Origin of the sequence: Alicyclobacillus mali NBRC 102425 (assembly GCF_001570745.1) — a bacterium.
GTDB classification, from domain to species: domain Bacteria; phylum Bacillota; class Bacilli; order Alicyclobacillales; family Alicyclobacillaceae; genus Alicyclobacillus; species Alicyclobacillus mali.
This window is the reverse complement of record NZ_BCSG01000023.1, coordinates 70417-83433: the sequence shown is the minus strand read 5'-3', so window position 1 is coordinate 83433 and position 13017 is coordinate 70417. Positions and strand designations below refer to the sequence as shown.

Genomic DNA, 13017 nt, shown 5'->3' with positions numbered 1-13017 from the left:
GGCGCGAGCGAACGTCTACGATGGAGAGATGGTCATTCCCTTGATGGAGGAGCTCCGCCAAGATTGGCGGATTCGCTTCGTGTTGATGGATGCAGGATACGACCAGACGAAAAACGATGAAGCCGCTCGCGCGTTGGGCGCTCAGGCTATCATCCCGATGAATCGCCGGAATGAGAAAGAGCCGCCGGAGGGAATGGATTTCGACGGCACGCCTCGCCGCACGATGGGGTATCGGATGACGTATTGGGGCGCAGAGGGCGACTGGCTCAAGTTTCGCTGTCCGCACGCGGCAGGCCAGATCGATTGTCCGCTTGGCATGGCCGCCTGTTCTGCATCGAACTATGGCATGGTCGTGAAGAAGCACATCGGTGAGGACGTCGTCGTTACGCGAATCCACATCGCGGTTCTCGCACATGGAAGATGCTTTATGATGAACGGACCGCTGTAGAGCGCTGTTTTGCACGGCTCAAAGAGTGGCTGACGCTTGACGGCGTGCATGTGCGGGGTATCGAGAAGGTCACAGCGCATGCGTACATCAACGCGATTGTGCACTTGGCATCTGCTCTGGCGATGCACCGCGCGAATCGCATCAAGCAGGTAGCTTAAGCTGGTGGTTTGAACGAACTCCAACGAAGGGGCGTGATCTATCCACACAACAGAAAAGGATGTTTGTGGAATGTGTTATCTTTCACGAGAAGTGTGCGTCGTTTTCGCTCGCGATGGAATCAGTCATTCTGCAAAAGGCTCAAATCGTTACACTTACTCGATGCGAGCTGGCTGGCCTGCAACATCGTCACGACCTTCCTTGCTTTACTGTGGCGGACTAAAGGTGAGGATTTTGATTCGGAGCTTGTGTTGGCAATTGCGTTTTTTTGCAGATTACCATCCTAGTTGTGTTCAAGGTGTTGTAAAAACCAAACTACGGAGGGGATCATGATGTATTATGTTTTGATAAAGGAAATACACATGCCAAAAAAAGGTGGGATCCTGTTCGGGAGGGGTTCTCTTATTCCAATTGCAAAGATACTTTATGAGCATAAATTAGGGATGCTTCGGGATCTCTCGATGAAATTGAGAAATCTTCCTGCCGAATTCGGACCGATTGAGGAACGAATGGAAGCGGAGTTCATCAAGGAGTTACTTGTCGAACAAGGAGCCGTAGTATATTTGCGGGAATCGTAACGAACAAGGACGCGATGACGTAAGCAGCCGCGCCTCTTTGACAGTTGGACAGAGCATGTAGACTCATGGATGGATGGATGGGGATCCTGAAGCGGCGCGGCTTGTCGGACTTATCCACAGGCATGCGCAGCGTCTTCTATCGCTTTTTTGTAGGTGTGCGTTTTTCTTTGAATAATTTTGTTTTTGTGTTTACATAAGCGTAGTATGTGTCGTATCATGCGGTCATGTATATCCGCGTCATTCGCCGAAAAAACAAGAACGGTTCGGTTACCGGTTACGTGCAGTTAGCCCGTAACTACCGCGATCCACAGACCGGTCAGCCAAAAGCCAAGGTCCTGTACTCCTTCGGTCGTGGAGACGAAATGGACCTGAAGGCGCTCCGGCGCCTTGCTCAGAGTATTCATCGCTTCGTGGGCGACGGATTTACCTCGGTGTGCAGTGGGAGGGGCGTATCTGCGTAAGCGTAAACCGAACCACACCTCACGCATCACGTTCACGAAGATGCCCTGCCGTCAATCGGGCAGGGCCTTCGTATTTTCATTTTCTCGCTCGAATCCCTTCAGGGAACCCTTCTGACCAAGGCAACAATGCCTCGAACGCCGTTTCATCTTTGAGGTCCATGTTCGGCATCCGTTCAAAGAGTTACGTGAGATACGCGGTCGGATTCAGTCCGTTCTCCTTGGCCGTCTCCACCAGGCTGTTCGCGACGGCGCTCGCCCGCGCGCCCCGTGGCGTGTTCGCGAACAGGAAATTCTTCTGGCCAATTACAAACCGCTTGAGAGATCGTTCGCTCCGATTGTTGTCCAACTCCAGATGCCCGTCCTCCAGAAACGCCGTGAGCTTCGACCATTGGTTGAGGCAATGCGAAACCGCCTGCCCCAAGGCACTCTTAGGCAGTACCTGTTCACCCTGCTCCTGAAGCCACGTCAGAAACTCGTCCAGCACCGGTCGGCTTAACCTCTGCCGCTTTGCGTGACGTTCTTCTGGCGGCGTGTCCTTCAGGGCACGTTCAATCTTGAACAACAGGTTGCAGTATTCCAATCTTATGCTTGTTTGCCGGCCTCACACCATTTTTTCGCGGTAAGCCTCCGGTGTGCTTTTGGTTGGTTCCATGGCAGTCCGTCCAACAGCCAGTTCAGATCCCGGTGGCTGATGACGAGAGTCTTGCCGTCGCTTGTATCCGGCCATTGAAACCGGCCCCGTTCCAGCCGCCGATAATACAGCCAGAAGCCGTTGTGCTCCCAGCACACCAGCTTCAGTTTGTCCCGCCACCGGTCACAGAACACGAACACCGCGGGAGAAAACGGGTCCAGGTGAAAGGACTCCTGCACCAGAGCCGCCAATCCGTCGATGGACTTGCGCATGTCTGTGCTGCCGCAAGCCAGGTACACGCGCAACTCCCCTGGTCCAGCTCCGATGTTCAGCATAGCGAGGCCAAGGTGCGCACCACATCGCGCAGCAGTTCAGTATCGTAACCGGGCGTGACCTCGATGACAGCAGGGCCCACGCGTACGGACAGCGGCATTTCCGTCACTTCAGGCGCGGATTTCTCCGCACGCACCGGGATGAAACGCGGCTCAGCATGATCACGTTGACGGCCGTCGTGGTCGGTGTCTGCCTTAAACTTGCCAACCCAATACCACAGCTGGTGTTCCTTGACCTGATGCGCAGCACACCACGCTGCGCCTGTCAATCCGCTGGCCCGAAAGTCCACCACGCGGGCACGCCAAAGCTCCCGAAGTTCCTCCAACTCCGCTTTTGTCATGCGGATCCCCCCCATCTACGGCTCTGGGGGGATCGTCTCGCAGGAGAGGGCCTGACGCTAGGTGCGGACTACTTGGCGCTCACATCACGCCGGTCTGGATGGTATGGGTGGGTTCCTCTGGCGAGCACTTGGCCCCTGGCTTCCGCTGTCGGTGTGCGCCGCATGTGCAATTGCGGGATCCCCCCGTTTGTGGGTTTTCAAGCTGCCCGCGAGTGCGAGATCCGCGATGCACGGTGAGCGCCGTCTGGCGTAATTTGCGCATTGGTCATGAAACTTGTAAGATGTAAGTGACATTAAAAAAGGAAGGGTGAGTCGTGTGGCCAAGAAAGTGCTGATGGTCGTCACAAGTGCAGACAAGATGACGGACGGGCATCCGACGGGGCTTTGGTTGTCCGAGTTCGCCGAACCATATACGGAGTTTAAGCAGGCTGGGTATGAGGTGACAGTCGCCAGTCCGCGCGGTGGTCAGGCGCCCATCGATGATCGAAGCGTTCAGAACGGCGAACTGAGTCAATGGGCAGAGGCCGTCGAGATTTTGAAACAGACCGTTCCGCTGTCTAGGGTCTCCGCGTCCGATTTCGACGCCATCTTCCTGCCCGGCGGTCACGGAACCATGTTTGACTTCCCCGACAGCGCGGAGCTCCAGGCGCTCATTCGAACGTTTGCGGAGTCCGGCAAAGTTGTCGCCGCGGTTTGCCATGGTCCGGCTGGGCTGGTCAACGTGCGGCTCTCCAATGGCGATCCGCTCGTGAAGGGCAAGCGCGTGACGGCGTTCACCGATGAAGAGGAGCGCGCTGTCGAGCTCGACGACAAGGTGCCCTTTATGCTGGAGACGCGCTTGCGCGAGATGGGCGCGCAGTTCGTCGCGCAACCGATGTGGTCCGATCACGTCGAACAAGACGGACATCTCATCACGGGGCAAAATCCGCAGTCAGGCATCAGCGCTGCGAAAGCCGTCATCAAGGCGCTTGAAGGAGCGCATTGAAACAAAGGTCTCGCGAAACAGCGTCCTACCCCCGATTTGGGGGCGGGACGCTGTTTGTTTTTGGCAACATTGAGCGGACTCTGTTCCGCTTTATTCCTAGCGATACGGCCTGCCATTGAGGTAGGCGTCACAAAACCTTCACCTTTCAAGCGGTTACATGTGAGGTGGTTTTGAGACCCAGGTGGCAGATTGGTTGCTGGGGCATGCAGAGAAGCCCGAAACGAAAAACGAAGAGGAGATGGGTGTATGAACCGCAAGTCGATTCTGTACGTGTTGAGCGTGGCCGCCGCAGCCGCCTTGGTTGTGACGGGGTGTGGCACGGCCTCGAGCACCAACAACACGACGTCGAGCGGTGCGGCGAGTACAGCCGTCGCGGTGAAGCACGACCACAAGGGGGCCAGCGCTTCGAATCAGAAGGAGAATAAGACCGAGGCGAAGTCGTCCAGCAAGGCGACGAAGACGGTCAAGTCGTCCGTGGCCTTGACGGCTCCTGCCGCGGGCACGAGCGTGACGGCAGGCGACACGCTGAAGGTGGACGGCCACGTTTCGTCGAACTTGGCCAAGAAGGACGTGCAGATCACGCTGACCAACAGCGAAAAGAAGGTTCTCGCTCAGCAGATTGTCGGCACCAGCAGCAACGGAGACTTCACCGACACGCTGAAACTGCCGAAGGATCTCGGGAAGACAGGCGCGGAATTGACGCTTCAGGTCTCGGTGGTCGGCGAGAGCGGAATTGCGAGCGCTGTTACACTTCATGTGAAGTGACCGGTTCTCACATTGCGAATCATTTGAGGAAGGCGCGGGGCAGGACTCCGCGCCTTTCCTTATGAGCACGAGCGGAGCCCCGCGAAGTCGGTTGTCCATCCCCGCTTCATTCCGCGCGCATATTACGATCCAGGGCCCAGAAATAAGGTAAGATGTAAACAAGCGTACCGCCTCGCCGGGGGTGAGCTCGTGCCCAGTGTAGGTCCAGAGCATCTGAAATCCGTATCTGAGTTCAAGTATCTCAACGCGGAGAATGTTTCGCGTTATCGTCTGATCATGCGGCTCTTTTACGAGAACCACATGAGGCTTCGGTATTGGCTGCGTCCCGTGGATGTTCACGGCGCCGTGTTGGAAACCGGACTCATCCAAGGCTACACCATCGAGCAGTGCGAACAGGATCTCCAGGTGCTGCACGAGTGGGGCAACCTGGAGTGTCAACAGGACAAGGCAAAATCGACAAGTATTGAGGAGTTCAAAAAGAAGCGATTTCGGTATCAGATGACCGCGGTGGCGGTCGAGATCGAGCGGCTGTTGGACGCGCTTGAGCAGGTGCAGGGCTATGGTGGGGAACTCGACGCCGGGCCGCTTGAGATCATCGCGCGACTTCTGCGGGACATTCGGGATGGGGCGGGGGAGATGCAGCCCGCTGAAGCCTTTGCCTTGTGGAAGGAACTACAGGATCGGTTTCGAAGGCTTCACCAAAACGCCGTGGACTATTACGCGCAGATCTCGAGTACCAAGGCGGAAGCCCTCATGCAGACGGCGGCCTTTCTAACGTTCAAGGAGGATTTGCGCCGCTATCTTCAGCGGTTCGCGCTGGGATTGCAGCAGTTTGGCGCGCAGATCGAGGGCATGCTGCGAGGGCTTTCTCCCGAGGCCGTGGAAGATTTTTTGTCGAGCGTCACACGGGGCGAGATGGAGATCCCGAATTTGGAGGATCGGCGTGAATTCGACGAGCGTATGTCAGTACACCGCGAAGAGTGGGCGTCCCTCGCGGCGTGGTTCATGGGCTTTGATGGCGATGAGAGCGAGGTCGTGAAGTTGGAACGGGCCACGAAAGAGGCCATCGGGCGCGTGGTTCGGCAGGCGTTGGCGCTTCAGGAGCAGGCTCGCGCGGGCGTGAGCCGCCGGCGAGATTTGTCCTATCTCGCGCGGTGGTTCATGCGGCTTCCTTCCGTAGAGGAGGCGCACCGTCTGGGTGCCGCTGTGTTTGGCCTGTACGTGCCGCGCCACTTTCAGGGCGAGCCGCCGCGATCGACCGATTCTGCCGACTGCTCCATGTGGGAAGAGGCGCCCATCCTGCGAGCACTTTCGCCGAAGACGCGGGGGCCGCGGCAGCGTTTGGCGGTTTCCCCCGTTAAAGATCGCGCAACGCAAAAGGCCAAGGCAATGGAGGCGTGGCGTCAGGCGCAGGCCAGTGCGCGTGACGTCGAGCTCCGATGGCTTCGGGAGGGGACGTTTGACATCGCCGACTTTGATGAGCTCACGGTCGAGGATCGGGGGCTCCTCCTGCATTGGGTGAGCCGCGCGCTGTCGAAGCCGGATCACCGGTTCCGAGACGCAGAGGGCTATCAGATTCAGGTTGAGGTCCCGAACAGCCGTGAACGACACCGCGTTTCATTTCCAGACGGAGTGATGGAGATGCCCAACTTCCGATTTCACATCCGGAGGGAAGAGTAATGAGGCGGGGGCGCTCGCGAGACGAACGGGCGGAATTTCAGGAGGCGGCCCGCATCCTGCTGTCTCGCCCTTGGATCACCAAGAAGGACCATCCCGACGAGTACCGGCTCGTCCACCGTCACCAGGACGCGTTGCGGGACTGGTTTCAGAGGATGGCGGGCTGGGCCTTGGTGGTGACGAGTGAGATTGCAAAGCTCGAGAAGCAACCGGCGGTACATCAGCCGTGGATGAGGGTCGACGAGTTTCTCAATCCTCGGGATTACGCGCTGTTTGCTTATGCGCTCTGGTTCCTCGAAGGACTGCAGCGCGAGGAACAGTTACTTCTGTCAGAGCTCATCGACGCCATCGGCGAGGAGGCGCGCAGAAACGGGGACGAGCTCGACTGGACGAACTATGAACACCGCCTCTCGATGGTTCGGGCGCTCAAGAAGTTGCGGGATTTCGGGGTACTCCAAGCGGTGGACGGCGAAGAGAACGCTTGGGCGCGCGATCACAGTCAGAACGTGCTGTATGAGGCGACACGTGTGTCCAGGTTCGTCATGAACCGGTTCCCGCGCGATTTTGCCTCCTATGAGACCATTGACGAGCTGTACGAGGCGGACACCTTCATCGGTTTGGACGGATCTGCCGAGTTCGAGTCTTGGGCCACGGCGCACAGGCGCCACCGCGTCATTCGAAGGTTTCTCATGGAGCCCGTTGTGTACGACGCGGATTTTTCGGAGGAGGAGCGTCGGTACGTCCAGACGCAGCGGAGTTTTCTCGTGGATCGCATCGAACAGGCGACCGGGCTTGTGGGCAGGCGGTTCCGCGAGGGACTGCTTTTCGCGTGGCCGAATTCCATGGGCGAATTCGAGTTATTCCCGGGCGACTCGACGCTGTCGGATGTCTGCCTCTTGACGGCCAATGCGCTCGTGCAGCGCATTCGCGCCGGCCATGCGTCCATCGCGCCGGCCCAACAGGGGAGGTATCACATGCCTCTCGCGGAGTTAGAGGCGCTCGTGTTAGAGCTGCGCGAGGTCTACGCATCCCGCTGGTCCAAGGAGTTGCGTGAGAAAGGCGTGGCTGCCCTGACGCGCGACGTACTGACCATGATGAGCGAATGGCGTCTCGCCGCGTGGGAAGGCGCGGACGTGTGGCTGCTTCCCGCGCTCTCGCGTTATGTCGGCGCGTACGAAGGTAATCTCGATCAGGAGGAGGAGTCCGATGGCGGAACGATATCGGCTGTCCCGCGCGGGGCTGTTTAACTTCTGGCTGTACGACGACGAAATTCTCGAGTTCGATCACGGCCGTCTGCTCTTACGCGGTCCGAACGGCGCCGGGAAGTCCGTCACCATGCAGTCGCTCCTGCCGCTCGTGCTGGACGGGGATAAGCGGCCTTTCCGGCTCGATCCGTTCGGGTCGCGGGATCGCAAGATCGAGTTCTACCTGCTCGGCGACGATCAGAGTGGCGTGCAGGATCGGATCGGCTACTTGTGGATGGAGTTCGCGCGCGGCGAGAACCTAGCGCCTTCGCACGTGACGGTCGGGATTGGTCTGCGCGCGACCCGCGGCCGCTCGGCGGTGCAATTCTGGGGATTTGCCATCACGGACGGGCGGCGCGTGGGCAAGGACTTGGTGTTGTACGACGAAACCCTGTATCTGAAGGAGGGACAGAAGTATCCGCTTGATCACTCGAAACTGGCGGAGATCTTGGGAGCAGGGGGTCAGGTGGTTCGCTCGCAGGAGGAGTACCAGGCGCTCGTCAATCGCCTTCTGTTCGGCTATCGGGACATCGGGGCCTACGAGGATCTTTTGAACCTCATGATTCAAGTTCGCTCGCCCAAGTTGTCCAAGGAATTCAAGCCGTCGACGATGTACGAGACACTGTACAGCGCCCTTCCCCCGGTGGACGAGGAGGAGCTCGCGTCGCTCGCCAACATGCTCGAAGATTTGGACGAGCATGCGGAGCACCTCGAGGAGACGGTGCAACACCGCACCCATGCGGAGCGGCTTCATCGGGCGTACGATCGCTACAATCGCGTCGTGCTGTTTCAGCGGGCACGCGCCGCGCACGAGGCGCTGAAGGCCGAGGACGACGCTCAAGAAAACGTTCGCGCGGCGGAGCAGGAGTGCGAGCATCTCGCTCGCGGGCTTGGCGAGCTCGAACGGGAGGTGAGCGAGGTCCAGGCTGACGCGGACCGCACGGAGGCTGAGCTTGAGGCGCTCGAACATTCCGAGGCGATGGGTATTCAGAGAGAGCTCGACGGGATTCAGCGGCAGGTGGAATACCTGTCGGGCGAGGAGGCCCGAGCGCTGGAGTCGTTGCGCGAAGCGGAACAGGACATCGAGCGCCGTGAGAAGGGCCTTCATCAGGTGGAAGACCGTCGTGCTCAGTGCGAGCAACGGATGGCGTCCGGTCGAGAGGCGCTGGAGCGTCTCGCGGACGCGACAGAATTCGCGGGCCATTCCGTGTACGCGGACCCAGACGCCGATGCGGTGTACTCGGATGATGTGTTCGAGCGATGGTTCGCCGAAGTGGAGCTTCATGCGAATCGCCTCAGGCACGCCATTTCCCTAGGAAGGGAAGAGGCGAAGGCGAGCGAGCGGATGGCCGACGCGGAACGAGCCATGGGCGAGGCAGCCAAGCGTCGGGACAACGAAGAAGGGAACTTGCGTGCGGCGGAGTCGCGGCTGGAACAGGCGGTGCAAGCGCAGGAGGACGCGGTGTTCCGTTGGTATCGAGGTCTGTCCGCCATTTCGGCCACGGACGAGATGTGGCGCGCGGCGCTCTACGCATTGAGAGCGTATCCGGACACGACCTACGACGAGGTGATGCGCCCCTTCCGACGGGCGCACGAGGAAGCCGTGGGCGAGCACGTGCTGCGCGAGCACGAGCTTCAAGCGATCCTGCATCACCGCAACGAGGAGAAGCGAGCGCTTGAGAAGGAGCTTGCGGAGTGGCGAGATCGAAGGGACCCCGAGCCGGAGCGCAGCGAGGCGCGCACTGCTTCGCGCAGGCGCCGACAGAACGCCAGCAGCGTGGGAGCGCCGCTTTACATGGCGTGTGAGTTTCGGGACGGTGTCGATGCGCGCACCCAGGCTGCGCTGGAGCGCGCGCTCGAGGCGACCGGGCTCATTGACGCATGGATCTCGCCCTCGCCGCCCGACTTGGAGCCAGGGGAGGAGGAGGCGTGGATTGCGCCGCGGCCCGCTCTTTTGGGTTACACGCTCGCCGATTTTCTGCGGCCGACAGTTCCCGAGGGATCGGGGCTCGTAGCCGTCGACATTGAGAATGCGCTGCGCACCATCGTGATCGGCGATGAATCCGAGGCCGGGCAGGCCGCCGTTGCGCCTGACGGGAGGTATCACATCGGGCCGCTCGCTGGCCATACAGATGAGAAGCCGCAAGCCGAATGGATCGGCTATGAGGCCAGGCGGCGCACAAAGCTGGCGCGAATCGAGGCGCTGGAGGCGGCCATCGCGACTGCGGAGGCCGAGATCGCGTGTCTCGAGGAAGAACTTGCGGAGGTCAGGCGCCATCGCGCGCGGATTGAGGAAGAGATGCGGGCGTTTCCGCCGGAAGATCCGCTGCGCAGGGCGCGGGAAGACGTCTATCGCCACAAGTTGCGGCTGGAAGAAGCTGTTGAGTTCCTCAGGCAGCAGACCGAGGCTTACCAGGAAGCAAGATCGCATTGGCACCAGCGGGAGGAGGCCTGGGTGGCCGAAAGGTCGGTCTGGGCGCGACTTTCGCGGCTCGAGGATTTCGTCGAGGCACTCGAGCAACTCCAGAGGTATCGCGACGCATTGCACCATCTGCGCCGCTTCTATACGGAATACGCCCATCTCACCCGCGAGGCGACACAGCTCGCACAGGATATTGAGAGGGCCGTTGCGCGGGCGGATGCGGAGCGAAAACGACGTGTGGAGCTTCGGCGAGAGTGCGACCATCTGCGCGTGAGGGCGGAGGCACTGCGTGAGCAGCTGCGCGCGCTAGGCGTGATCGATCTGTACGAGCGCCAAAAAGAGCTTCGGGCGCGCAAAGACGCGCTTCGCAAGCGCCGCGAGGACCTCGAGACGAGGCGTCGCGCGCTCGACGAGAAAATCGGCATGGCGAAGCAGCGGCTGGAACAGGCGCAGGGTGTCCTCGACGACAAAGAAGCGGAGGCTGAGCGCGCCCTCAAAGCGCTCGCGGAGGAATGGGCGCTTGGGCTCGTGGACGGGATCGCGGAGGATTTGCGCCAGCCCTCGGGCAGGCAGGCACTTTCCCGGCTGGCGCACATCGTGCATCGCGAGATTCGGGGCGCGTATGGATCGGAACACGAAGGCAGCGCACGCCAGCGCCTGATGGAGGAGCTGCAGGTGGTGCGCAACGTGCTCGTGGATTACGCCATTGAGGGGACGTACGACGAGGCGCTGGGGCGGATGATTGTGCGATCCGTCCGGGATCGGAACCGCCCGCTGACGCCGTTTGCGCTGTGGCAGGAGCTCGTGCGGATGGAGGAGGAGCAGCGCCTCTACATCGAAGAGCGCGAGCGGGAACTGTATGAGGAGATCTTCATGCGGAGCGTCGGCCGGGCCATTCGCGACAAGATCAACCGCGCGGAGGCGTGGGTGCGCCAGATGAACCGGTTCATGTCGCAGCGGGACACGTCCAACGGCTTTGCGCTATCGCTCGAGTGGCGGCCGCGCCCTGCACAGGAAGAGGGTGAGATGAGCGCCGAGCGGCTGGTGGCGCTTTTGCGCAAGAGCCCGGAACTCATGTTGCCGCAGGAAATGGAGGATATGATCCGCCACTTCCGCACGCGCATTGACTACGCGCGGCAGGAGGCGGAAGGCGGGGGATCGTTCCGCGAATGGATCTATCAGTTGCTCGACTACCGACAGTGGTTCGAGTTCCGGCTGTACTTCCGAAAGGCGGGCATGGCTTCCCGGCGCGAACTGACTGATTCGCAATTCAACATCCTGAGTGGCGGCGAGAAGGCGATGGCGATGTACATTCCGCTCTTCGCCGCGGTTGACGCGCGCCTGAGCGACGCCCGCGACGACGCGCCCCGGATCATTTGCCTGGACGAGGCCTTTGCGGGTGTGGACGACGACAATGTCCGCGACATGTTTGCGCTCATCGTGTCGCTCGACTATGACTTCATCATGACGAGTCAGCAGCTCTGGGGCTGTTACGACACGGTGCCGTCTCTGTCCATCGTGGAGGTGCATCGCCCGCAGGACGCCGACGTGGTGACGCTCATCCGCTTCCGATGGGACGGCCAGGTCCGCGTGATGGATCTTGTCCACGAGGAGGAGGCTGTTCGCCAAGTATGAGCGATGTGAAATCATTCATCCGGGCTGCACTGATGAAACCGGGGCTTAAGCGGCTGTGGGAAGCGGTTCGGGCGAAATACGAGTCGCTCGGGCGCGTCGGCGGCAACGTGGTCCTCATAGGAGCTACGCTTGATGAGCAGGAGGCCATCGGCGCCCTGCTGGGCATCAATCTGTTCGGCGAGACGCAGATCAAGGTGCCGCTCGCGCGGCTGGAGGCTGCCCTTCTTCAGTCGCGGTTTGGCCTCACGCTCGGCGACGCCCTCGCTGCACTGTTTGGCGAGGTGGCCACTCGGGAAGATGTGCGAGCCGAGCGCCAACGGCTGGAAAGCGAATTTCGAGCGTACCTCGAATCCACAGGAGGCGATCTCGGCCCTTGGTTGGAGGCGATGTGGGCAGGGCGGGCGCCGGGGCGGGGGCTCGTCGCGGAGTGGCGGAAGCTGTTTGCCGAGATCGGACAAGTCCCCCCGTTGGAGGCGGTCCTGCGCGTCTTGCGTGCCCTCGATCCGCCGCCCGATCCGCCCGTCCGCCTGCCCATCCTGGCCGCTCGGCACTTCGGCGATCCGCACGCGCTGGATCGCACGAATCCTGCGGGACGCGCGCTCTTCGCCTGGCTCGCCTGGAGGTACGGTGCGCTTGGCGCCGACGAGCCCGATTCGGCCGAGATCGCGGAAGGCGCGGCCCAGGATGAGGGCACATCTGAAACTGTGCGGGCCTGGTACCTGCGCGCGGGCATTCGGATCGACGACGTAAGTCCCGTGGTTCATGTCGCCAACTGGCCCGGGCTAGGCGCGAGCCCGATGGCCTTCACGCTTGCCTCGCTCGATCGCGGGACTCTGTGGCGCATTCCGCCGCGGGTGATGGTCGTCGAGAACCCAGCCGTGTTCGCTGAGTTGGCTGAACGATCGCCTGCGCCCGTCGTCTGTTCTTACGGCTGGCCCAACGCCGCCGTGCTTCGCCTTCTCGATCTCGCGACGTCCGCAGGCTCCGAACTGTGGTACAGCGGCGATTTCGACCTCGGCGGCCTGCGCATCGGCCGGTCCTTGTGGCAGCGCTACGGTCCAAAATTTGTCCCGTGGCGCTTCCGTCATGACATGTACGACTCGTTGGCGAAATTCGGGCGCGTTTCGCTTTCCGAGGAAGAAAGAACTCATCTCGCTCGCCTGCAGGACGCTCTTTGGGACGCGGAGTTGGCGGTTAACATGCTGACGTTCGGTGTGAAGGTGTTTCAGGAGCAGTTCGTTGATACGCTTGTGGAGGATGCCATGGAGGTGGCTGCACCGCCGCGCTGATGGCACGCGCCCTGGCCGTGCCCATTGTGTTCTGGCAAGGAGGGATGCCCCAT

9 protein-coding genes and 3 pseudogenes are annotated in these 13017 nt (G+C 60.7%); 9 read left to right on the top strand and 3 right to left on the bottom strand.

Features of this window, described 5'->3' with window-relative positions:
• The 3 genes and pseudogenes from AMA01_RS09360 to AMA01_RS14080 form a co-directional block, all read left to right on the top strand.
• Positions 1-606 (top strand): annotated as a pseudogene (locus tag AMA01_RS09360) (transposase); the annotation flags it as partial.
• A gap of 330 nt (positions 607-936) precedes the next feature.
• On the top strand, positions 937-1182 hold the full coding sequence (locus tag AMA01_RS09355) for a hypothetical protein (protein WP_067850293.1): 246 nt from the start codon (positions 937-939) through the stop codon (positions 1180-1182).
• A 224-nt stretch (positions 1183-1406) separates the two neighbouring features.
• Positions 1407-1601 (top strand): annotated as a pseudogene (locus AMA01_RS14080) (IS1634 family transposase); the annotation flags it as partial.
• Positions 1602-1719: 118 nt separating this feature from the next.
• Here AMA01_RS14080 and AMA01_RS09350 read toward each other — a convergent pair.
• The 3 genes and pseudogenes from AMA01_RS09350 to tnpA form a co-directional block, all read right to left on the bottom strand.
• Positions 1720-2223 (bottom strand): annotated as a pseudogene (locus AMA01_RS09350) (IS66 family transposase); the annotation flags it as partial.
• A 2-nt stretch (positions 2224-2225) separates the two neighbouring features.
• Positions 2226-2573, bottom strand: coding sequence for an IS66 family insertion sequence element accessory protein TnpB (gene tnpB / locus AMA01_RS09345; protein ID WP_197459984.1), 348 nt, complete (start codon positions 2571-2573; stop codon positions 2226-2228).
• A gap of 29 nt (positions 2574-2602) precedes the next feature.
• On the bottom strand, positions 2603-2947 hold the full coding sequence (gene tnpA / locus AMA01_RS09340; protein WP_195866993.1) for an IS66 family insertion sequence element accessory protein TnpA: 345 nt from the start codon (positions 2945-2947) through the stop codon (positions 2603-2605).
• A 316-nt stretch (positions 2948-3263) separates the two neighbouring features.
• Between tnpA and AMA01_RS09335 the strand changes: the two genes are divergently transcribed.
• The 6 genes from AMA01_RS09335 (at position 3264) to AMA01_RS09310 (ending at position 12964) form a co-directional block, all read left to right on the top strand.
• Positions 3264-3932, top strand: a complete 669-nt coding sequence (locus tag AMA01_RS09335) for a type 1 glutamine amidotransferase domain-containing protein (RefSeq protein WP_067850285.1) — start codon at positions 3264-3266, stop codon at positions 3930-3932.
• A gap of 246 nt (positions 3933-4178) precedes the next feature.
• Positions 4179-4697 carry a hypothetical protein gene (locus AMA01_RS09330; protein WP_067850282.1) on the top strand — a complete coding sequence of 173 codons (519 nt, stop codon included), beginning with the start codon at positions 4179-4181 and terminating at the stop codon, positions 4695-4697.
• Positions 4698-4886: 189 nt separating this feature from the next.
• Complete coding sequence (locus AMA01_RS09325) at positions 4887-6377, top strand: TIGR02677 family protein (RefSeq protein ID WP_067850280.1); 1491 nt, start codon at positions 4887-4889, stop codon at positions 6375-6377.
• Positions 6377-7621, top strand: a complete 1245-nt coding sequence (locus tag AMA01_RS09320; RefSeq protein WP_067850278.1) for a TIGR02678 family protein — start codon at positions 6377-6379, stop codon at positions 7619-7621. The genes AMA01_RS09325 and AMA01_RS09320 overlap by 1 nt, the downstream gene beginning before the upstream one ends.
• Positions 7581-11675 carry a TIGR02680 family protein gene (locus tag AMA01_RS09315; protein ID WP_067850275.1) on the top strand — a complete coding sequence of 1365 codons (4095 nt, stop codon included), beginning with the start codon at positions 7581-7583 and terminating at the stop codon, positions 11673-11675. The genes AMA01_RS09320 and AMA01_RS09315 overlap by 41 nt, the downstream gene beginning before the upstream one ends.
• Complete coding sequence (locus tag AMA01_RS09310) at positions 11672-12964, top strand: TIGR02679 domain-containing protein (protein ID WP_067850273.1); 1293 nt, start codon at positions 11672-11674, stop codon at positions 12962-12964. Before AMA01_RS09315 ends, AMA01_RS09310 begins: the two co-directional genes overlap by 4 nt.
• Positions 12965-13017: the final 53 nt, after the last annotated feature.